Origin of the sequence: Mycoplasma leachii PG50 (assembly GCF_000183365.1) — a bacterium.
In the GTDB taxonomy this organism is placed as follows: Bacteria; Bacillota_I; Bacilli_A; order Mycoplasmatales; family Mycoplasmataceae; genus Mycoplasma; species Mycoplasma leachii.
This window is the reverse complement of the sequence record NC_014751.1, coordinates 850,291-871,698: the sequence shown is the minus strand read 5'-3', so window position 1 is coordinate 871,698 and position 21,408 is coordinate 850,291. Positions and strand designations below refer to the sequence as shown.

Below are 21,408 nucleotides of genomic sequence, written 5' to 3'. Positions count from 1 at the left end.
ATGAAAAAAATTTTAGAAATAATAAATTTAACTAAAATATATAGCAAAACAAATCGTGGTGTTTTTAATATATCAATGAATTTATTTGATGGTGATTTTCATGCTTTTATTGGTGAAAACGGTGCTGGTAAAACAACAACTATTAAAACCATTATTGGTGCTCATACTGAATACAAAGGTCATATATTAATTAATAACATTAATATTAAAAAAGCAGAAGCTAAATCTTTTGTTGGTTATGTTCCTGAAATTGCACTATTTCCAAAAGAATTAACATCATTTGAATATTTATATAATTTAGCAATTCTATCTAATATTTCAAAAAAAGAAGCTAAACAAAAAATTTATGATTTTTTAAAGATGTTTAATATTTTAAATTTAATGAATGAAAAACCTTATAACTTCTCATCTGGTCAAAAGAAAAAAATTTTATTAATTCAAGCCTTACTTCATGATCCAAAAGTATTAATTTTAGATGAACCAGCAGCTAATTTAGATCCAACCGCTAGATTTGAGCTATTTAACTTTTTACAAAAAATTAATAAAGAAAAAAATATAACTATTTTAATTAGTTCGCACATATTATCTGAAATTGATAAATATGTTAATTCAGTTACTTTAATTCATCACGGAAATATTCTTTATTCAGGAATTAAAAACAAAAATTTAGAGGAACTATTTTATGAAAAAGTTATTAATAACTAGCTTGTCGTTATTTATGTTAGCTATACCAGTTACAAGTTGTGTAGTAAAGAATAATAATATAAATCAAATTAAACAAGAAGATAGTGAATTTAAATTATACACTAACAAATCAATAAAAAAGATGTTAGAGGTATATACAAAAAAAGATAAATCCTATGATCTTTATATAGACCAGCAAGAAAATAAGCCATATAGCAAATATGATGAATTAAGATTTGCATTAACTTTTTATCCTATATTTAATTCCATAAATGTAAGACATAATTCTCAATATGAAGGGATTAATTTAACTGCAAAAAGCGTTATTGAAAATACACTTTCAAATGATTGATATTGAGTAATTAATAATATTGATAAATTCCAATATACATTTAACCCTTATGGTGATTATTATAAAAAAATTGATGACATAAAAATAAATGGTATTACATATAATGATGAATTTCTTTTTAATAAAACAAAAGAACTTTTCAAATCATCAGTTCAAAAAATTAAAAATAAAGCACCAATAGAATTAATAACATTTGATATAAAAGATATAACTGACAAAGATCTTAAAGAATTAAAAACCCAAACAATAAGCGATAAATTAGATTATTCATATGTAAAATTTGAAGAAAAAAGTATTTATAAAAAAAAGCAAGCATGATACCTAGTGTTTGACAATTATAAGGTACTTAAAATTTGAAAATATGAGTTTAATAATAAAGTTTATCTTAAAATATTACCCGATCTATTAATTTTAAAAAATTCAAATAATATAAAACAGCTAAAGCAACAATTGGAAAACTTAGAAAAAATGATTCATAAAAAAAGAGTTGATGAATTGAACAGAAAAATAAAAATTGAAAAAGAAAATTTTGATCCTGAGGATTATGATATTGAAAATGGTTCTGATTTTAAATTTTCCATACAACAATATTTAGATAAAAGATATAAAGATAATGATGAATCATTTATGAAATTTCAAGAAACTCACCAATACAATGACATTTTAATGCAATCAATAAATGAAATTAATAAAGAAGCGCTACAAAGAAAGGAAAATACTAAACACGAATTAGATATATTTAGATTTAGTATGAGATACATATATGGATAAAAAGAGAAAAAAAATTATCATTGGATTTTCACTATTCTTAACAGCCATTCAAATTATCATTTTTCCAGTAGCTTTGTTTTATAGTATGAAGGGCAATCCAAATGAATTGCTTTTAAAAATACCTACCGGTTTTGAAGTTTCAGGAGTTGATTATAATTCTAAAGCAGAAAAAACCAAATCTATAATAAACAATATAAAAAATTTAGTATTTGGTAATAATAAAAATGAAGAACTAATTTTTGTAGAATCTCAAAAAAAAGAGAAAGAATTATTAAAAGAAGCTAAAACATTAAGTGAAAAGTATTTACATAGTAAGTCTACTGAAGATTATTCTAATTTAATAAATTTTTTTAATAAAAATTGACTGTTTGCACTCTCAAATATTGAAAAATTTAATTTGAATTTTCATAAATATTGATATTTTGAACAAGATGCAAAATCAGACGCCGAACACACAGCAGATTTTTTAAATAAAGTTAGAAATAAAACACCAAATGAAACAAATTTTTCAATAAAAAGTAAGTATTTTAATCATTTTCAAATCGGTGAAGAATCAAAACATAGTGATAATAACTTTTTATATATAAGACAATCTAAAATCATCTTTAGATTTGTTGTTTCTAAGTTAAAAGAAAACAAACAAAATTATGAATTAAAATTTGATAAGATAATTTTCTTTCCAGATTCTAATACAGAAAGAATTAGTGTCCAAACCATTTCTGATACCATTCATGTTGCTTTGTATCACCACAATGAAGAAGGTTATAAAAAATTTGAAAGAGATATAGTTGGTGAATATGGATTAGCGTGAGATTCTATTTTAACTTTTAAAGGAGAAAAGGAAAATGAAAAATAAAAAATATACATTTTCTTTAATAATATTTTTAATAATTTTAGTCTCTTTTCTTGCAATTTTATCACCATATTTAAAAATTAAACAAACAACTCAAATATCAAATAATCAAATTGTTTTAAAAAAAGAAAAATCTCGATCTCGATGAGATACTTTCACAAAATTTGAATATATAGATTATATTTTAAATACTATTTATCCTACAAAAAATGATGCTAACGCAAAACAAAAATATATTGAAGAACAAAGAAAATTAGATGAAAATAATTATTTTAATACAGCAAAAGAAGCATTATTTTATGTAAATAACATATTTTCTAGTTATCGCCATGATGCAGATTTTGACCCACAAAAAGAACCATATGCATGAAAATATCACAAACAAGTAATACATGATTTATTTTCCAAAAATTGATTATGAACATTATTTAATATTGATAGATTTATATATGCTATATACAATGAAAATGATCATATTCAAAATAATATCACAGGTGATCAAACACAAAAAAATAGTTTAGAATTTGGTGCTTTTAGAAAATTGAAATCAAATGAGTTTTCACAATATACAATCCAAGAAGATTCAGATAATAAAATAGTAGTACACCTTTTAAGTTCAAATAATATTATTTTTAAAGTTAATATTGATAAAGGCACTAAAACTGTAGATGTTTATAATTATATTTATATATATCCTGAACTAGCTAAAAATACAACAGAAAGTAAAAGTTTTGATTTTGATAAATACATTGAAACCTCTATAATAACATATAAAGATAATCTTAAATCTGATAAAGCAAAATTTGATGAATTATATGGTGGTAAACCTTTAAGTTTAACTGTTGTTGATATTGAATAAAATAATACTAAAAAAAACAAATATAAGTAAGTAAATATGTAATAAAGTATGAAAAATAGATCTATACACTTTTAATAAAAATAAATAAACTAAAATAGAATTGTTAATAAATTGGTTAAAATAACTTTAAAAGGGAGTTAAGTTAGATGTTTATTTCAATACAAGAAGCAAGTAAAAAGTGAAAAATTAGTGAAAATGAAATATTAAGATTAATTGAAGAAAATAAAATACTTGATTATACAAAAGAAAATAATGAGTATAAAATACCTTTAGATTTAGATAATCCTTTAGATTTACTAGATGTTGATTTATTAGAGTTGGTTGATAAAAGAAAAAAAATAGTTGATTCTTATAAACCTTTAACAGAAGAAGAAACTAGAAGATTGTATGAAGATTTTTTAATAGAATATACATATAATACAAATGCCATTGAGGGTAGTACACTAACACAAATAGAAACTTATCTAGTCTTAAAAAGAGGTCTTACAATTGATCAAAAACCACTTCAATATCATTTAGATGCAATTAATCATAAAGAAGCATTTTGATTTATGGTAGACTTAGCTAGTAAAAATATTAAAATTAATCAAAAAAACATTAAAAATATTCATAATTTAGTTTTAATGAACAACAGAGTAAATGCCGGTGTTTATAGAAATATTCCTGTTTTTATTTCAGGGGCTAAACATGATGTTTCTCAGCCTTATATGATAGAATCGAAGCTTGAACAATTATTAGATTGATATCGCAATTCAAATGAACATATCATTAAAAAAATTGCTAAATTCCATTTAGATTTTGAAACAATTCATCCTTTTATTGATGGAAATGGTAGAACAGGTAGACTTATAATTAATTTAGAATTAATGAAAAATGGATTTTATCCTATTGATATTAAGTATATAAATAGAAATTTATATTATAAAGCTTTTGATGATTATCATTTAAATAATGATATGTCTACAATGATTAATCTAATTGCTACTTATGAATTAATGAGATTAAACTTTTTTATAAGAGTTTTTAAAGAAAGAGAAATGACTTTTAAAAATAATAATAAAAAAACAAAATAAAAATGATGCATAAAACATTGAAAAGCTTTTTGTTACTAATAGAGTTAAAAACAAAAAAGAAGTTGATAAAAAAGTTTAAAAAAATGTATTCTTATTTGTCTTCTTTATTTCTATTTAATTTATATATTAATGCTAACTGTTCCTTAGTTTTTTCATACGATATGTTATCAATTTCTAAAAGATGATTCTTTAAAAATTTATTTGATACTTGTAGTCTTCCGGAATTAAAATCAACTGCTTCTGATCAAGATCTTTTATCTTGATGTCATTCACTAAAATTAATTTCTTCTAAAAAATAAGATTCTGTGCTATTAATAATTATTTTAATATTTTCATTATCACTCGATAACCCTATATTGTAGTTGATTTTAAAAATTAAAAAATGTAATGGAAATACACCATTATATTCTACATAGTCATCATAAAGTTTTTTAATTGCAGCTATTGCATTATTGTTTTTTTGATAGGTTTTTAAATTTATATAGAAAAGATGATTTTTATAAACTATAGCAAAATCATAACTATTTTGATTAGAAACTTTTTTTACATTCATTTTAATTTCTTTTTTATTTTGTTGAGAATTAAAATAATTTAAAAGTTTTACAATAACATATTCTTCTATTAAATAACCTATTGCAGTTGATGAGTTAATAGAATTATTATTTCTTTGTAGAACATTTAATTCTTCTACTTTTATTTCTAATTCATTTTTTTTAGAACCAAATAACTCCTATTATTTCAGTTACGATATCCTGCAACTCTAAAGCTATTTTATAATAGTTATTCATTAAAAAAAATCTCCTTAACTATTTTAGCTATTTCAAAAGACAACTTAACAGGGACAGCATTTCCTATTTGTTTTAATACACTTGATTTAGTTCCTAAAAAAATAAAATCTTCTGGAAATGATTGTAAATTTGCTAATTCTCTTGGAGTTAAAACTCTTGGCAAAACAGGATGTACATGCACACCTCCATGATTTTCTTTTACTGTTGGAGACGGCTTATCATATGAAATTCTTTTAAAGGCATCAGAAAAATTTTTAGATAAACTTTGCCCTTCTTTAAGATTTGATAATCTTTTTTTCATATCTTCTGAATGCTTTGAAAAAATATGATTTGCAATGATATTCTCGTCTTTAATTTCTTCTAAGTGACCTATTGCTTGTTTTACAGTAACAATTGGTGCATTAAATGACCTTAGTTTATTAATGACCTCATCAACTTTTTGTCTATCTTTGCACCCTATAAAAATTACTCTCTCTCTCTTTTGAGGAACACCAAATTTAGAGCTATCTACCAAAATAAATTCTGTGTAGTAATTAAGTTTATTTAACATTTCTTTGATTTTATTAATTACAAGTATACCATCATCTTCTCTAAATGATAAAATACCCTTTACATTTTCTAGCACAAATCCATATGGTTGCAAACGTGCAATTACATCTATAGTATATTTGTATAGTTGATTTCTTTCGTCTGTTTTACTTCTTCTACCAGCCATTGAAAAACCTTGGCAAGGAAAACCACCAATCACTAAGTCAGTTTTGCTCTTATAATTATCTTGTAGACATTGTCTAACATTCAAATTAGTAATGTCCTTAACTGTTATATTTTTTTTAAAGTTGTAATTGTATGTATCAACAGCAGGTTGCCAAAATTCTACAGTATCAAGTATTTCAAAATTATTTTGTGTAAAACCAAGTGTTAATCCACCTGCTCCAGCAAACAAATCTATGATTGTATTCTTTTTGTTTGAACTCATATGATAACACTCCATTTACATTTTTTTATTCTATAAATAGCCTATTTATTTTATATTAATTTTATATCTTTGATTTAAATTGACAATAATTTTTGATAGTTTAGCTTTTATTAAATTTATAATAGGTTTTCATAAAGTTTCTTAATTTTTAAAATTTAATTTTTTTTAAAATGTTTTTTATAGACAGTAAAATATTACATTTATAATTTATAGATTTTACTTTTCTGCTTTCATCTAATTGTTTTTAATAAAGTCAATTCTAACTTAATTATTTAAATTAGTTTCTAATGACTTTGTAATACAACACTTAGTATTTGTTTTAAGATAAAGTTTTTCATTTAAGTCAGTTACAAGTTGAATATTTCTCTTTTATAAGATCTAAAAGATTTACTAAATTTATAATATTAAGAATAAATTTTAGTTTTATACTTTTACTTACATTATTTATAAATTTTCTAAGTATAGGTAGGTAAAAAAATTTTGATAGTCTATCACTATTTTTTATTTAGAACAAAAACAGCCAAAATTTAAGTTAAATAAATTTTATGTTAATACAAAAATAAATAAAATTAAAAAACTTGTTAACGAAATAATTAATAAATATAGAAAGTAATTAAAAACAATAAATAACTTATACAAGCTATATAATAAAAAAATATTCTACTAACTAAATTTTTTAATTTTCATAAGAATAATTAAAAATTATAAAAAAATATTATGTATATCTAAATGCAGTTAAATTATTTGTTAAAAAATACCTTTACGCTTATTTCATTTTTTTAATTTATTATAAAAGGTAGCAAATTAAGTGTTTTTAAAAGTTATTTTTATATTTTTAATTTATTAAGTACTACTTGTTATTGATAAAATACAAATGTAACATTATTTTTTATATAAGTTGTATACCTTATATACTTATAATCTTAAGATAGAAAGGAAATCTAAATTAATGAAGAAAAAAATCATTAATAATTTTGTTGTCAACTTTAGGTGGTATTACTATAGCTGGAGTTGTTAGTGGAGTTGTTACTTATAAAATAGTAAATAAAGTTGATAGATCTAAACATCCTGTTCTTGTAAAACAACTTAAAAAAGCAATCTATAATGATGACAAAACTGAATGTCTAGAAATAGGTTATTTTAAAAATTCACATGGAGAGATTCAAATAGAAAAATTTCCTGAAACAGTTAACAAAGTTCCTAAAAACTTACCTAAACAAATCACTTCATTAAACCGAGCGTTTCATCTTAATCTAAATTCTCAAATAATTAATCTTGATAAATGAGACACTTCAAATATTACAAATATGTCAGTTATGTTCTCAGTAGCTGAAAAATTCAACCAAGATATATCAAAATGAAACACCTCAAATGTAACAGATATTAGTAGTATGTTTACTGGAGCACAAAAATTCAATCAAGATATATCATCTTGAGATGTTTCAAATTTAACTAATATGCATAGTATGTTTTATGAAGCAAAAAACTTTAATCAAAATTTATCATCTTGAGATGTTTCAAGAGTAATTAATATGAATGGTATGTTTTATGGTGCAAAATCATTTAATCAAGATTTAAGTAACTGAGATACAAGAAATCTATCAAAAAATGTCCACACAGAAAATGTTATAACCTACACAGGTTGAACTAATTTTAATAAAGATGCTCATCCAGATTTTAAAGGTAATAAACTACCAAGATTTCCTAAGTAATAAATTTTAAGGATTCTAGGGTTTTGTTTATGATTTTTTTAACAGTCTTTTATTATTTTTTCTATTTTTTTAAAATATGGATTGTATTTTCTAAAAATTGTAAATATAATTGAATAGTTTATAATATATGAAATATATTAGGATTAAATAATTATGAAGAAATTATTCAATATTTTAGGTATTAATTTTTTACTAGTTTTATCAATTATTACAGCTATTTATTTAAAAAATAACAATGACACAAGTATTATTCTAAAAAATGAAAGCACAAATGAGACATACAAAAAAAGACTAGAAGAACTTGAAAAAAAACTTTTAGAAACAAAAGATTTATTAGATAAAGAATATACTTTTAGTAACAAATTACTAGAAGAAAACAAAAAACTTCAAGGCATCTTAAAAGACTATTTGAAAATAAAAGCAGAATTAGAAGAATTTAAAGAACTTTTAAATAACGAATATACTTCAAAAAATGAATTATTAAAATATAAGGTAGAAGCTGAAGAAAAACTAAAAAAATATGATGAATTATTAAGAGCAATAGGCAAAGAAGATAAGTATTTTTCGCATAATGATTCATCAAAAATAACTAATGTAATTAATGAGTCAAAAAATAAAATTGATCCTCATTCTTTAGATAAAACTCAAAAAATAGCAATTAGCATAGGTTCTGGTTTAACCTTATTAGCAATTAGTATTTGTGGAACAGCTATTGGTTTGAATAAAAAATCTTTAAAAAATAAAATAATAAAATTCAAAAGTTAAAAAAACGGCATAGCCGTTTTTTATTATGTTTAAAAAACTATTTTTCTTAAGCTTATTAGTTTATAAACAAGATATGTGATGACATTTAAGTATAATATGCTAATTTTTATAGCTTTTTAGGTGTTTGACTTTTTTATATAAAAATTAGTTAGTTATATTTTATAATTATATTTTCTGCTAATAGTAATTGTTTTTGTAATAGACAAAAATTATATTTAGTAGTATCTTTACTGAAATAAATTCGATGTTATAGGTATTATATTTCACTGGTATATTAAACAAAAAATAAAATAATGAAAATGATTTAGTGTATTTAAATTACTATTTAAAAGGTGAATCTGTTTTAGATATTTTATTTTAAGTTTTTAATTATTATTTTATAAATATTTTTATTAGCTAAGTGAAACTTTGTTTCATACTCTGTTGGAACATTATCTTTTAAAAGTTCTTGATCATTATATAAATCTAAAGTATTTGAAATTATTTCTCATTTATTAGTTAATTTTAATTGTTCTAATGTGAAGTTGTATAAAGAATCATTATCTGTTTTAAATTCTAAAAAACCATTTTTTATTAAAATATCAGAATAAATGTCTAAAAAACCTAAATATGTTAAACGTTTTTTATAATGTCTAGCTTTAGGTCAAGGATCTGAAAAATTTAAATAAATTCTACTAAAAGAATCAGTATAAAATATTTCTAATAAATTTTCTGCATATTTATTTAAGTATTTTATATTAGTCATTTTTTTAGAGTTATTTTGAAATTCTTTTAAACTCTTTTTTAATCCAATTGCAGTAATTGTTGAAGATTTTTCCATACCAATATAATTTAAATTTGGATTTTTTAAGGCTAAAGTTGTTAAAAATTGACCTTTACCACAACCAATTTCTAAACAAGTTGGATTATTATTTAAAAAGATTTCATTTAAATTTATTTTTTTATCATATTTAATTAAATAAGATGTGTGTTGGTTTAAAAATTCGTCAGTTCAAGCTTTTTTTCTTAATCTCATATTAAACAAGTAATCCTATTCCTAAAAATACACCAACACATAAAATATCAATAATTAGAGCAAATAATGGTAAAGAAACAGAAGAAGAATCTTTTCCTATTTTTTTAACAATTAGTGGTAGAAATAATGATAAAAGATTTGCAAATATAATACTTATAAATATTCCAATTGATGATATTAAAATACTATTTCAAATATTAATATTAGTTAAATTAGCATTATATTTAACTGCATAAATTAATATCATTTTTAAAAGATTAACAATAACTAAAACAAAAGAAATCATTAAAGAAATCACAAGTTCTTTTAAAGCAATAGTTTTTAAACTTTTTTTATTAATTTGTTCTAAACTAATTGCTCTTCTAATCATTACTAAAGTTTGATTTGCACAACAAATAATTACAGTTGATAAAATAATACTTAGTGGAATTAGCATAAACAATAGTTCTTCTTTTGTTTTTATAGCAGGTGTTCAATTATATTTTTGAAAAATTATTAACAACAGGCTATTTGTAATAATAGTTAGTCCTAACATTAAAACTAATGATCAAATTCTTGAAATAAACATTTTAAAAATTGAAGTATCAAAATAATTAGTTTCATTTGTTCTTATTCCAGTGTATTTTTGCATATCTTCATTAGTTTCTTCAATTAAAACATCAATAATATCATCTGAAGTAATAATTCCAACTAAAACGTTATTATTATCAACTACAGCTAAAGTACTAATATCATATTTTTTTAAAGCATTACTTGCATCTTCTTGAGATTGGTTTGAATTAATACTAATCACTTTAGTATTCATAATATCTTCAATTTTAGTGTTCATGTCGTTTAAGATTAAATCTTTTACTTCAATACTCCCCACCAATTGATTTAATTTATTTACTACAAAAACATCATCAATTTCATCATAATCGTCATGATTTTTTTGTATTTCTTTAATAGTTTTAGAAACTGTAGTAGTTTGTTTGACAGATAAAAAATTAACACTCATAATACTTCCAGCAGTATCAATATCATATTTTAAAATGCTAGCAATTTCTTTTTTTTGTTCTTTTGAAGCGGCATTAAAAACTCTTTTAACAACTTCAACAGGCATATTTTCAACAGCATTAATAACATCATCTGTATATAAGTCATTAATTAATTGTTTAATTTTAGTTTGACTTAAATTAGTAAGTATATATTCTTTTAAATCAAAAGATAAATAATTAAAGATTTCACTAGCTTTATTTATTTCTAATTTTTTATATAGATTAAAAGCAATTTTTTCATCTAAATAATTTAAAATTTCACCAACATCAGCATATCTTAATTTTTTAATAATTTCTATACATTTATCAAATTCTTTATTATTATAAAATTCTAAAATCTCTTGTTCTTTATTTTCTAAATCCACCATTTTACTCCTTATTAAATTAATAATAACAAAAAAATAAAATTATCTATTTTAAGTTATTAAGCTAAAAGAATTTATAATTAAGTTGTAATAAATAATTATACTTATTCTAGTAATTAAGTTCAATTTATTATAAAATAATTAACCTGGGGATGTCATGGATTTGACAGGATATGTTTAATACATATAAGCAGTAGTGTTGTAGACTATAAATACTACTAGGTTTAAAAAAACGCAAATAAAAACGAAGAAACTTTTGAAATGCCAGCATTTATGATGAATAATGCATCAGCTGGAGCAAACTTTATGTTTGCTTAATAACTACTTAGTTTAGTTATAGTATTTCACGAATTATAGATATTTTAAGCTTTATTTATAACCGTATTACCCAAGCTTAATAGAATATATGATTGCAATAAATATATTTGAAATCTAATTGCAAATGATATTTAACCTTTAGTTAATTTTAGTTAAATATTTTAATTAGAAAATTGACTAAACTGTAGAAAGTATGTATTAATATATCTTGGACGCGAGTTCGATTCTCGCCATCTCCACCATTAAGAAAAATAATCTGGCTTAGTTGACTAAGCCTTTTTTATTTTTTTATTTATTAATAAAGATGACAATTAAAAAGTTGATAATTTAAAAATAAAAAACTTTATTATTGAAAACGCATTAATAAAAGAAGTTGAACAAGATAAAAATTCATACATTTTATATTTAGATCATTTTACAAATTTCAATAAAGTTGATGTTAAATTAACTGATATTAAAAAAAGAGGATTTAAATTTAATTTATCTGATAATTCAGTTGAATTTGAAGTTAAAAAATTTGATAAAAAACCTGAAGCAATAGTTAAAGCTGTTGGTGAAAATGAAGTTTTAATTTCTAATGTAAAATCAGGAATACAATATAGAATTAATCTAAATCAATGAATAGATATTAAAACAGAAAGTTTTATAGCAGAAAATATAGTTCCTGGTAGATTGCAATTTAGATGAAAAGATAGTTTTGATAAATTTGCTTCTGATATACAAAATGTTCAAATCACTAAAACAAATGATGTTTATAATATTGTAAAATTAGAAAAACCAAATACTATAATTGGTGTTGATAATATAATGCAATATCGTGTTATTAATAAAAATTCACAATGAGAAGACATTATTAGTAATAAAATAAAAAATTTAAAACCTGGAACATATGAAATTAGAACTAAAGCCAATAATAACTCTTTAGCTTCTAATTCTCATCAAATAACTATAAATTAATAAAAGCTCTTAAATTTTAAGAGCTTTTTTATATAATAAAAAAATCAACAAAAAAATCCTATTAATAAATAGGATTTTAAACATTAAATCTTCTTATTTAACATCATCAGAAATGATTTCTCAAATTACTTCTTTTACTGGTTCTTTTTCTAAAAGTTCATATGTTTCATGAACCATTTCTTTTCATTTTAGATTTACTTCTTTATTTGTATAAAGTGTCATAATTACATCACCAGCGTTAACATAATCACCATATTGTTTATCTAAATAAATTCCAGCAGCATGATCAATAGTATCAGTTTTTTTAAATCTACCAGCACCTAGTTCAATTAAAATCATTCCAAATTCTTCAGCTCTTTTATATCTAATAAATCCACTATTAACTGCTTTAATTTCTATTTTGTTTTTACATTTAAACACTTCATCATAATTTTCTAAAACACTTCAATCTCCACCTTGTGCTGTTACAAATTCTTTTAAATAATGTGCAGCTTGTTTTGATTGTAATCTTTTTAAAACATCTTGTTTTGCAGTTGCTAAGTCAGTAAAAATTTTAGCTTGTAATAAAGTAATTCCAACTAGTGTAGCAATTAATTCATTAAAATCTTTTGGACCATTACCATTTAATGTTTCTCAAGCTTCTTTAACTTCTATAGCATTCCCAATAGCTCTTCCTAGTGGTTTATCCATATTTGTAAGAACTACTGCAACTTTTCTGTTGTATTGTTTTCCAACCTCAATCATACGATTTGCTAAATCTTTAGCATCTTCTATTGTTGCCATAAATGCACCATTACCAGTTTTTACATCTAGTATTAACCCATCATTTTCAACAATTAGTTTTTTACTCATAATTGAAGCAACAATTAAAGGCATTGAATCTATTGTTCCTGTTACATCTCTTAAAGCATAAATTTTTTTATCAGCTGGAACGATATTATCTGATTGAGCAATAAGACTCATATTTGCCTTATTAATTACATTTACAAATTCATCATTTGTAACTTCTGATTTTCATCCAGGAAATGATTCTAACTTATCAACAGTTCCACCAGTTTTTCCTAAACCTCTTCCAGATAATTTACATACTTTGATTCCATAACTAGCAACTAATGGAGCATAAACTAAACTAGTTTTATCTCCAACTCCTCCAGTTGAATGTTTATCTGCTTTAAAACCACTAATTTTAGATAAATCATATCTATCTCCAGATTCAATATAAGCTTTGGTTAAAAAAGCAGTTTCTCTAGCTGTCATATCTGTAAAATAAGTAGCCATACAAAAACTAGCCATTTGATAATCAGTAATTTCATTTTTTGTATAACTATTAATTAGTCAAGAAATTTCTTCTTGAGTTAATTCAATATTATGCTTCTTTTTTTCTATAATATCTGTGAATGTAAACATTTATACACCAACTTTCTATTTATCTAACTCTATTATACTTTTAAAATTAATATTTTTATATTTGTTAAATTCAACATTATTAGTATTGATTTTTAAAATAGTAAAATATTTGATAGGTGCTATAATAAATCTATACACAAAAAACGACAATTAAAGGAGTAAAAAATGAGCTTTAATAAATTAGATAAAACTTATTTAAGTTGAGTTAATCATCCTAATTTAGATCTAGAGTTAAAAGAACTATTAAATAAAGCAGATGATAACGAACTAAATGCCGCTTTTAATTTAGAATTAAAATTTGGTACAGCAGGAATTAGAGGAATTTTAGGAGCAGGACCTGGTAGATTTAATGTTTATACTATTAAAAAAGTAACTATTGCTTATGTTAAATTATTAAAAACTAAATATACAAATCAATTAGATAAAGGTGTTGTTATTGGTCATGATAATAGACATAACTCTAAAAAGTTTGCTAAATTAGTTGCTGATATTTTAACAAGTTTTAACATTAAAGCCTATTTATTTAAAGATAATCAATTACAACCAACTCCAGTAGTTTCTTTTGCAACTAAGCAGTTAAATTGTATTGGTGGAATTGTAATTACTGCTTCTCATAATCCAGCTGAATATAATGGGTATAAAATATATGATCCATATGGATGCCAATTAATGCCAAATGATACTGATTTGATTGCTAGTGAAATGAATAAAATTTCAAATATTTTAGATTGAACATTTCAAGCTAATGATGATTTATTGCAAGAAGTTGATCAAATTGTAATTGATAAATATTTTGAAATGATTAAAAACTTAGAGTTTTATAAAGATAATAAAACTAGCAAGTCTAATTTAAAAATTATTTATTCAGCAGTAAATGGAACTGGTAGTTTATATACTCCAATTGTTTTAAAACAATCAGGATATCAAGTAATAGAAGTAAAAGAATATGCTTTTGAAGATGAAACTTTTAAAAATGTAATTAATCCTAATCCTGAATTTGATCCAGCATGAAAAATACCACTAGAATATGCTAAAAAATATGATGCTGATATTATTATTTTAAATGATCCAGATGCTGATAGATTTGGTATGGCTGTTAAGCATAATAATGAATTTATTAGATTAAATGGTAATCAAACTGGAGCTATTTTAATTGATTGAAAACTAAGTAATTTAAAACGTTTAAATAAATTACCAAAAAATCCAGCTTTATATTCTAGTTTTGTAACAAGTGATCTTGGTGATAGAATTGCTAGTGAAACTTATAATGCTAATGTAGTTAAGACTTTAACTGGATTTAAATGAATGGGTCAAGAAATGTTAAAAGAGCCTTTAAATGGTTTAAATTTTGTGTTTGCTTATGAAGAAAGTTATGGTTATGTAATTGATGATTCAACAAGAGATAAAGATGGAATCCAAGCATCAATTATTGCAGCTGAAGCTTGCTGATATTATAAAAATCAAAATATGACTTTAGTTGATTATTTAAATCAGTTATATGAAAAATATGGATATTATTACACAACTACTTATAATTTAAACTTTAAACCTGAAGAAAAAGATTCAAAAATTGCTCCAATTATGAAATTATTAAGAACTACAGGAATTAAACAAATTAATAATTTAAAAGTAGTTAAAATTGAAGATTATATTAATGGGTTATATAATATGCCATCTGAAGATTTATTAAAAATTTATTTAGAAGATAAATCTTGAATTGCAATTAGACCATCAGGAACAGAACCTAAATTAAAAATTTATTTTGTAATAGTTGATAGTTCTTTACAAAAAGCAGAAAATAAAGCTGAAAAGATCTATAAAGAATTAAAAGAAATTTTAAATATTTAGAAAGTAAATTTATGGAAATTAAATTAAATAAATATATTGATCACACTTTATTAAAACCAGAAGCAACTAAACAAGATATTATTAATTTATGTAATCAAGCAATCCAATATGATTTTGCAACAGTTTGTGTTAATACTTGTTGAACTAGTTTTTGTAAAGAATTATTAAAAAATAGTAATGTCGGTATTACAAATGTTGTTGGTTTTCCATTAGGCGCATGTTTAACTGAAGTTAAAGTTTTTGAAACTAAAAAAGCAATTGAAAACGGTTGTGATGAAATTGATATGGTATTAAACATTGGTGCTTTAAAAGATAAAGATTATGATTTAGTTTTAAATGATATGAAAGAAGTTAAAAAAGCAGCTAATGAACATGTTGTTAAAGTTATTTTAGAAAATTGTTTATTAACAGAACAAGAAATTATTAAAGCTTGTGAATTAGCTGTTCAAGCAGGATTAGATTTTGTTAAAACTTCAACAGGATTTAATAAATCAGGAGCTAATATTAAAGATGTTAAATTAATGAGTGAAGTTGTTAAAAACAAAGCTCAAGTTAAAGCTGCTGGTGGAGTTAGAACTTATGATGATGCAATTGCAATGATAAATGCTGGAGCAAGTAGACTTGGAACTAGTGGATCTGTTGAAATAATGTTAAAACAAGAAAATAAAAGTAATTATTAATATAAAATAAGCCCCTTATTATTTGATTAAAAATCAAAAAAGGGGCTTTTATTATTGCAAATTTTTAATTTGTTTTTAGTTTATCATTAATTTCAACTTCCAGTTTTTTTAGTGTTTCAAATATTTGTTCTATTGATGGAATATGTCCATAAAACATGTTTTCCATATCAACATAATCTTTTTTAACTTGCTCTATTCTAAACTCATCTGGTATTAGTTTTAGATTTTTATTTTCTAAAACATCATCATAATTTGCAGATTTTGATCAATAAAATTTCTTTTTAAATTGAGTAGCATCTAAAAGTAAATTTATATCATCAAGAGCTTTTTTCTTATAAATTGAATTGTATAAGCAATACAAATCATAATAATGTCTAGCATATCTAGTATTAAGTGGTTTTTCTTCAGACTTATTACATACAGAGTGTAAAATAAGTGTTTTTTCTCAAAAAGTTCTTTCAGGACTAATAGTTCTTATAATAGCAGATTGTTTAAATACATCAGGATATACTTCAGAAATTAAAGGTTTAATTTTTACATCTTCAGCAGGAGTTCACTTACCAAGACAACCTATTTCTAGTTTAATTTTTTTAGATAAATAATCTGATTGAAATATCTTAGGATAGTCACATAAAATACTGTTAGGATCTTCTGGATCAATTCAAAATTCTAAATTATATTCTTTTAATTTTTCATTTAATTCTTTTAAAAGTTCACCTTTTAAAAACGCCACTACTTTTTCATTTAATTCATTATTAAATTTATTTTGACCCTTTTTTGTTCTTTCTATATATAGTTCATTACTTTCATATCCAAAGAGTTTTCAATCTAATATTAAATCTATATCTTCAGAAAATCTTTCAATTAAATTAAAGCATTTAGAAAGTGAAGTTCCACCTTTAAAAGTAAATGAATTAGATCATTTGCTTTCACTAAAAATATAATCTAATAAGAAACTAACTCAATAATCTTTTTCAACAACAGCGTTTGGTATTCTTTTTGTATTTGCTGTACGTATTATTAAAGCTCTTAACTCTGAATTTGTTTTTACATAAAATTTATTCATATTATTCCTTACAAATTTGTTTGATATAATCAAAAATTCATGTAGTTGTGTATTTTGCTTCTTTTAGTAAGTTTTGTTTTTCAAGTACTGATAAATTATTTCTAATTATTCTAATGTCTTTTTTAGTTAATTTGCCTTTACCAATTTCTTTAATGGCTTGAATAACAATTTTTGTTGTTCAAGACATATTGCAAATTTCTTTATTACTAACTTTTTTAAATTCTATAATTCATCCATCTATGTTATATATTTTGTTTTTACCACTAGAAACAAAAATTATTCTTGCTGGAACTTGCGTTGATAAACCTAATATATTTAAACAGGCAATACCAAAAGGAGCAATTTCTCAATTATATTTTCTAGCAATAGAATATGCTAGTTCTTCAACTTCAAATGGTTCATATTCATGAATAAGTTCAATATATGAGGGATTATAATAAAAACCATTGATGATTCTTTTGATTTTGTCTTCTTCTACTAGCTTATTTAATGTTCTACGAACAGTTTCATTAGAAGCTATGTCTGAAAAGTCCTGACTAATGAAAATTTTTGCAGGTTCAAAGTGATCAATTCTATTTTGAATTTGTGATAAATATGACATAATTTTTTACTCCTTTCTCCCAAAAATTATATCATATTCGGGATAAATTATAAAAAATAAAAACTAGCACTCTTGATAGTGCTAGTTATTTTTAGATTTTAATTATGATCGATCATTGATTCTAATTCCATTTCTTTTGGAATTTCAATATTCATTAAATCTAAAATAGTTGGAGCAACTTTAGCAATTGCTGGATCGTTTTGTTTTAGTTTAGTGTTTAGATCAGTAATAATAATTGGAACTAATGAAGTTGTATGTTTTTTATTTACTTGTCCATCTTTATCAATCATTATTTCAGCATTACCATGATCTGCTGTAATTACCATAATTCCATTATGTCTTAAAACAAATTCTTCATGAATACGTTTTAATTGATCATCTAAAGTTTTACATGCAATTTCAGTAGCTTTGTTATTTCCAGTATGACCTACCATATCACAATTTGCAAAGTTTAAAACTATAAAATCAAATTCATCTTTTTTAATTTCTTCTAATAATTTATCTGTAATTTCAACAGCAGACATTTGTGGTTTTAAATCATAAGTTGCAACTTTTGCTGAAGGAATTAAATCAATATAAGCATTAGCTAAAGTAATTTCATCATTTTTTGCTAAACCATTTTTAAAATAGTCATTTCCTCCATCAAAAAAGAAAGTAACGTGAGCAATTTTTTCAGTTTCAGCAATTCTTAATTGTTTTAACCCAAGTTGTGATAAATATTGACCTAAAGTATTTGTTAAAGGTTTTGGTGGATAAGCAATATGTGGTGAAGTTATACTATCTGAATATTTCATCATAGAAACAAATCTAATTTTATCTCCAATAAATTCAGCATCGCTAAATGCTTCATTTTGTCAAGCTATATAGTTTTTATTAGTTAAAATTGATGAAATTTGAATAGCTCTATCTGGACGAAAATTAGTCATAATAATTGCATCATTTGCTTTTAAATTACCATTTAAATCATCTTGATTAAATGCTGGAATAATCATTTCATCATCGTGATTTATCATATATTCTTGTTGTATGTAATCTAATATGTTTGTAAATGATCTAACATTATTTCTATTAACAATAGCATTATAAGCAATACGTGATCTATCAAATCTTTTATCACGATCCATTGCATAATATCTTCCACTAATTGAAGAAATAATTCCAATATTATTATTTTGTTTTATTAATTCTAATAAATCCTTAATAAAATCATAAGCTAATTTTGGTTTAGTGTCTCTTCCATCAGTAATTAAATCAAACTTAATATTTGTAATACCATAATCAATCGCTGCTTTATAAATAGTTATCATATGATCAAAATGAGAATGAACACCACCATTTGAAAACAATCCCATTAAATGCAAAGCACTATTATTTTTTTTAACATATTCAAAAGTTTTAACAATTTCATCATTTTTTGCTATGTTATTAGTTTTTGTTTCATGATTTAGTTTTGCTAAAGATTCTAGATTGATTCTTCCAGATCCTAAATGAATATGTCCAACTTCAGAATTTCCCATTTGATTTTCTGGAAGACCTACTCATTTTCCTGAGGCATGAGCTTTTAGTCAAGGATAAGTTTTTTTTAAGTACTCTACAAATACCATATTTGCATTATCAACAGCATTCCCCTTATCAGGTTCACTAATTCCTCAACCATCTAGAATTGCTAGTAAAACTGGTCTTTTTACTTTCATTTTTATTCTCCTAGTATATAGTGTTTAATAAAATCTTCAACTGCACCTTGTTCAGCTGTTTTATCTATATAAATATTTGCTATTTTTTTAATTGGTTCAACTGAGTTTTTAATAGCTACTTTATATCCTACATGATTTATCATTTCTCAATCATTCATTCCATCACCAATTGCTGCAATGTTTTTCAAATCAATATTAAAATAGTTTGAAAATCATTCTACAGCTAATTTTTTATTAACATTTTTTTTATTAATTTCAGCTAGTTTATTATCATTTGTAGCTATGTTAAAATTCAATTCATTAACTAAAATATCATAAAATTCTTTGTTTGCATCAAAACCTAAAAGCTTAAAGAATTTAAAATTAAAATCATCTTTAATATCTTTATATTCAAGAACTTGACCATCAAAAAAAACAGTTTCATCATGATAATCACTTGGATTTTGAGTTCATTTATTAGTTATTACAGTTTTTAAATCATCAACATATCCTCAAATTTTAATACCACTATTTTTATATTTATCACTAGTTACTAAATCAAATACTTTTTTTGCTTTATCTGTACTAATTGGATTTGATAATAAAATTTGATCTTTACTTAAATCATAAATACAAGCTGCATTATATCCAGCAATTAATTGATGATCAACTAACAAACCGTGATGTTTTAAACTATTTAGTTTTGCTAAAACAGGTCGTCCTGTAACAAAAACTACTTTAACTCCTTTATTTATTATTTTTTTTAATGGTTCAATATTTTTTTCTATAATAGGACCCATTTTATAATAACTAGTCCCATCCATATCTAATATTAATAACTTAATCTCTGGTTTATTCATTATAGTTAACTAAACCTAAATAATCACTAGCTAATAAAGAAGCTCCCCCAACTAAAGCTCCATCAATATTTGGCATTTTTAAATATTCTTGAATATTTGATGGTTTAACACTTCCACCATACTGAATAATAATTTGTTCAGCTGTATTTTTATCATAAATTTTTGCTAAATTATTTCTGATTTGTTTGCATACTTCTTCAGCATCACTACTTGTTGCTGTTTTTCCAGTACCAATTGCTCAAATTGGTTCATAAGCAATAATTGCTTTGATTGCATCTTCTTTTTTAATACCTTCAAACATTATATTAATTTGATTATTTACAAATTCAATAGTTTTTCCACTTTCTTTAGTTTGTAAAGTTTCACCACAACAAATAATTGGAGTTATATTGTTTTCTAATAAAACTTTAGCCTTTTTATTAACATCTAAATCAGTTTCATTAAACATTTCTCTTCTTTCAGAATGTCCAATAATTACATATTCAACTCCAATTTCTTTTAGCATTGTAGTTGAAATTTCTCCAGTATAAGCACCCTTATCTTTATAATGTACGTTTTGAGCAGCTATTTTAACATTTTTTGCAAGTTTTAGCCCAGTTTGTAACATTACATAAGGTACAGCTAATCCTGCTATAATTTTTGAACTATCTACTTTATTATCTACTTGGTTTAAAAAATCTGTCAAACTTTCATTAGTCCCATTCATTTTTCAATTACCAAAAATTACCTTTTTTTTCATAATAGATTT

General features: G+C 23.1%; 18 protein-coding genes, 1 other RNA gene and 2 pseudogenes. 11 read left to right on the top strand and 10 right to left on the bottom strand.

Features of this window, described 5'->3' with window-relative positions; genetic code table 4:
* The 5 genes from MSB_RS03890 to MSB_RS03870 all read left to right on the top strand — a co-directional run bounded on the left by MSB_RS03890 (window position 1) and on the right by MSB_RS03870 (window position 4,592).
* Entirely contained in the window at window positions 1-705 is a 705-nt protein-coding gene (locus tag MSB_RS03890) for an ABC transporter ATP-binding protein (protein ID WP_013448035.1), read from the top strand.
* Window positions 683-1,807, top strand: a complete 1,125-nt coding sequence (locus tag MSB_RS03885; RefSeq protein ID WP_013448034.1) for an aromatic motif membrane protein — start codon at window positions 683-685, stop codon at window positions 1,805-1,807. The genes MSB_RS03890 and MSB_RS03885 overlap by 23 nt, the downstream gene beginning before the upstream one ends.
* On the top strand, window positions 1,800-2,663 hold the full coding sequence (locus tag MSB_RS03880) for an aromatic motif membrane protein (RefSeq protein WP_013448033.1): 864 nt from the start codon (window positions 1,800-1,802) through the stop codon (window positions 2,661-2,663). The genes MSB_RS03885 and MSB_RS03880 overlap by 8 nt, the downstream gene beginning before the upstream one ends.
* The gene (locus MSB_RS03875; protein WP_013448032.1) at window positions 2,653-3,519 is read left to right on the top strand and encodes an aromatic motif membrane protein; all 867 of its coding nucleotides are present in this window, start codon (window positions 2,653-2,655) and stop codon (window positions 3,517-3,519) included. The genes MSB_RS03880 and MSB_RS03875 overlap by 11 nt, the downstream gene beginning before the upstream one ends.
* A gap of 146 nt (window positions 3,520-3,665) precedes the next feature.
* Window positions 3,666-4,592 (top strand): Fic family protein, encoded by a 927-nt coding sequence (locus MSB_RS03870; protein ID WP_013448031.1) that lies wholly within the window; start codon window positions 3,666-3,668, stop codon window positions 4,590-4,592.
* Window positions 4,593-4,683: 91 nt separating this feature from the next.
* Here MSB_RS03870 and MSB_RS03865 read toward each other — a convergent pair.
* Window positions 4,684-5,380, bottom strand: a pseudogene (locus MSB_RS03865) (UpaP162 family type II restriction enzyme).
* Window positions 5,373-6,356, bottom strand: coding sequence for a DNA cytosine methyltransferase (locus MSB_RS03860; RefSeq protein ID WP_013448029.1), 984 nt, complete (start codon window positions 6,354-6,356; stop codon window positions 5,373-5,375). Before MSB_RS03860 ends, MSB_RS03865 begins: the two are co-directional and overlap by 8 nt.
* Before the next feature lie 974 nt (window positions 6,357-7,330).
* Between MSB_RS03860 and MSB_RS03855 the strand changes: the two genes are divergently transcribed.
* Both MSB_RS03855 and MSB_RS03850 read left to right on the top strand, forming a co-directional pair.
* Complete coding sequence (locus tag MSB_RS03855) at window positions 7,331-8,068, top strand: BspA family leucine-rich repeat surface protein (RefSeq protein WP_231833540.1); 738 nt, start codon at window positions 7,331-7,333, stop codon at window positions 8,066-8,068.
* Between the two features lie 153 nt (window positions 8,069-8,221).
* Complete coding sequence (locus tag MSB_RS03850) at window positions 8,222-8,833, top strand: hypothetical protein (protein ID WP_013448027.1); 612 nt, start codon at window positions 8,222-8,224, stop codon at window positions 8,831-8,833.
* 352 nt (window positions 8,834-9,185) lie between these two features.
* Here the strand turns inward: MSB_RS03850 and trmB are convergent, their stop codons facing one another.
* Window positions 9,186-9,848: a tRNA (guanosine(46)-N7)-methyltransferase TrmB gene (trmB, locus tag MSB_RS03845; protein WP_013448026.1), complete on the bottom strand. Its 663-nt coding sequence runs from the start codon at window positions 9,846-9,848 to the stop codon at window positions 9,186-9,188.
* Window position 9,849: 1 nt separating this feature from the next.
* Window positions 9,850-11,253 carry a magnesium transporter gene (mgtE, locus tag MSB_RS03840; protein WP_013448025.1) on the bottom strand — a complete coding sequence of 468 codons (1,404 nt, stop codon included), beginning with the start codon at window positions 11,251-11,253 and terminating at the stop codon, window positions 9,850-9,852.
* Window positions 11,254-11,398: 145 nt separating this feature from the next.
* Here mgtE and ssrA point away from each other — a divergent pair.
* Together ssrA and MSB_RS05440 are read left to right on the top strand one after the other, a co-directional pair.
* Window positions 11,399-11,810, top strand: a transfer-messenger RNA (tmRNA) gene (gene ssrA, locus MSB_RS04625).
* Between the two features lie 73 nt (window positions 11,811-11,883).
* Window positions 11,884-12,525: pseudogene (locus MSB_RS05440) on the top strand (MAG6410 family transglutaminase-related lipoprotein); the annotation flags it as partial.
* 93 nt (window positions 12,526-12,618) lie between these two features.
* Here the strand turns inward: MSB_RS05440 and MSB_RS03825 are convergent.
* Entirely contained in the window at window positions 12,619-13,932 is a 1,314-nt protein-coding gene (locus tag MSB_RS03825; RefSeq protein ID WP_013448023.1) for a thymidine phosphorylase, read from the bottom strand.
* 165 nt (window positions 13,933-14,097) lie between these two features.
* Here MSB_RS03825 and MSB_RS03820 point away from each other — a divergent pair, with 165 nt between their 5' ends.
* Together MSB_RS03820 and deoC are read left to right on the top strand one after the other, a co-directional pair.
* Window positions 14,098-15,780 (top strand): phospho-sugar mutase, encoded by a 1,683-nt coding sequence (locus MSB_RS03820; RefSeq protein WP_013448022.1) that lies wholly within the window; start codon window positions 14,098-14,100, stop codon window positions 15,778-15,780.
* Window positions 15,781-15,791: 11 nt separating this feature from the next.
* Window positions 15,792-16,460, top strand: a complete 669-nt coding sequence (gene deoC / locus MSB_RS03815; protein ID WP_013448021.1) for a deoxyribose-phosphate aldolase — start codon at window positions 15,792-15,794, stop codon at window positions 16,458-16,460.
* 64 nt (window positions 16,461-16,524) lie between these two features.
* Here the strand turns inward: deoC and MSB_RS03810 are convergent, their stop codons facing one another.
* The 5 genes from MSB_RS03810 to tpiA all read right to left on the bottom strand — a co-directional run bounded on the left by MSB_RS03810 (window position 16,525) and on the right by tpiA (window position 21,399).
* Window positions 16,525-17,526, bottom strand: coding sequence for a nucleotidyl transferase AbiEii/AbiGii toxin family protein (locus MSB_RS03810; RefSeq protein WP_013448020.1), 1,002 nt, complete (start codon window positions 17,524-17,526; stop codon window positions 16,525-16,527).
* A 1-nt stretch (window position 17,527) separates the two neighbouring features.
* Complete coding sequence (locus MSB_RS03805) at window positions 17,528-18,127, bottom strand: DUF6088 family protein (RefSeq protein ID WP_013448019.1); 600 nt, start codon at window positions 18,125-18,127, stop codon at window positions 17,528-17,530.
* 98 nt (window positions 18,128-18,225) lie between these two features.
* Window positions 18,226-19,821: a 2,3-bisphosphoglycerate-independent phosphoglycerate mutase gene (gpmI, locus tag MSB_RS03800; protein ID WP_013448018.1), complete on the bottom strand. Its 1,596-nt coding sequence runs from the start codon at window positions 19,819-19,821 to the stop codon at window positions 18,226-18,228.
* A gap of 2 nt (window positions 19,822-19,823) precedes the next feature.
* Window positions 19,824-20,660 carry an HAD-IIB family hydrolase gene (locus MSB_RS03795; RefSeq protein WP_013448017.1) on the bottom strand — a complete coding sequence of 279 codons (837 nt, stop codon included), beginning with the start codon at window positions 20,658-20,660 and terminating at the stop codon, window positions 19,824-19,826.
* Window positions 20,653-21,399, bottom strand: coding sequence for a triose-phosphate isomerase (tpiA, locus tag MSB_RS03790; RefSeq protein WP_013448016.1), 747 nt, complete (start codon window positions 21,397-21,399; stop codon window positions 20,653-20,655). Before tpiA ends, MSB_RS03795 begins: the two co-directional genes overlap by 8 nt.
* Between the last annotated feature and the right edge of the window lie 9 nt (window positions 21,400-21,408).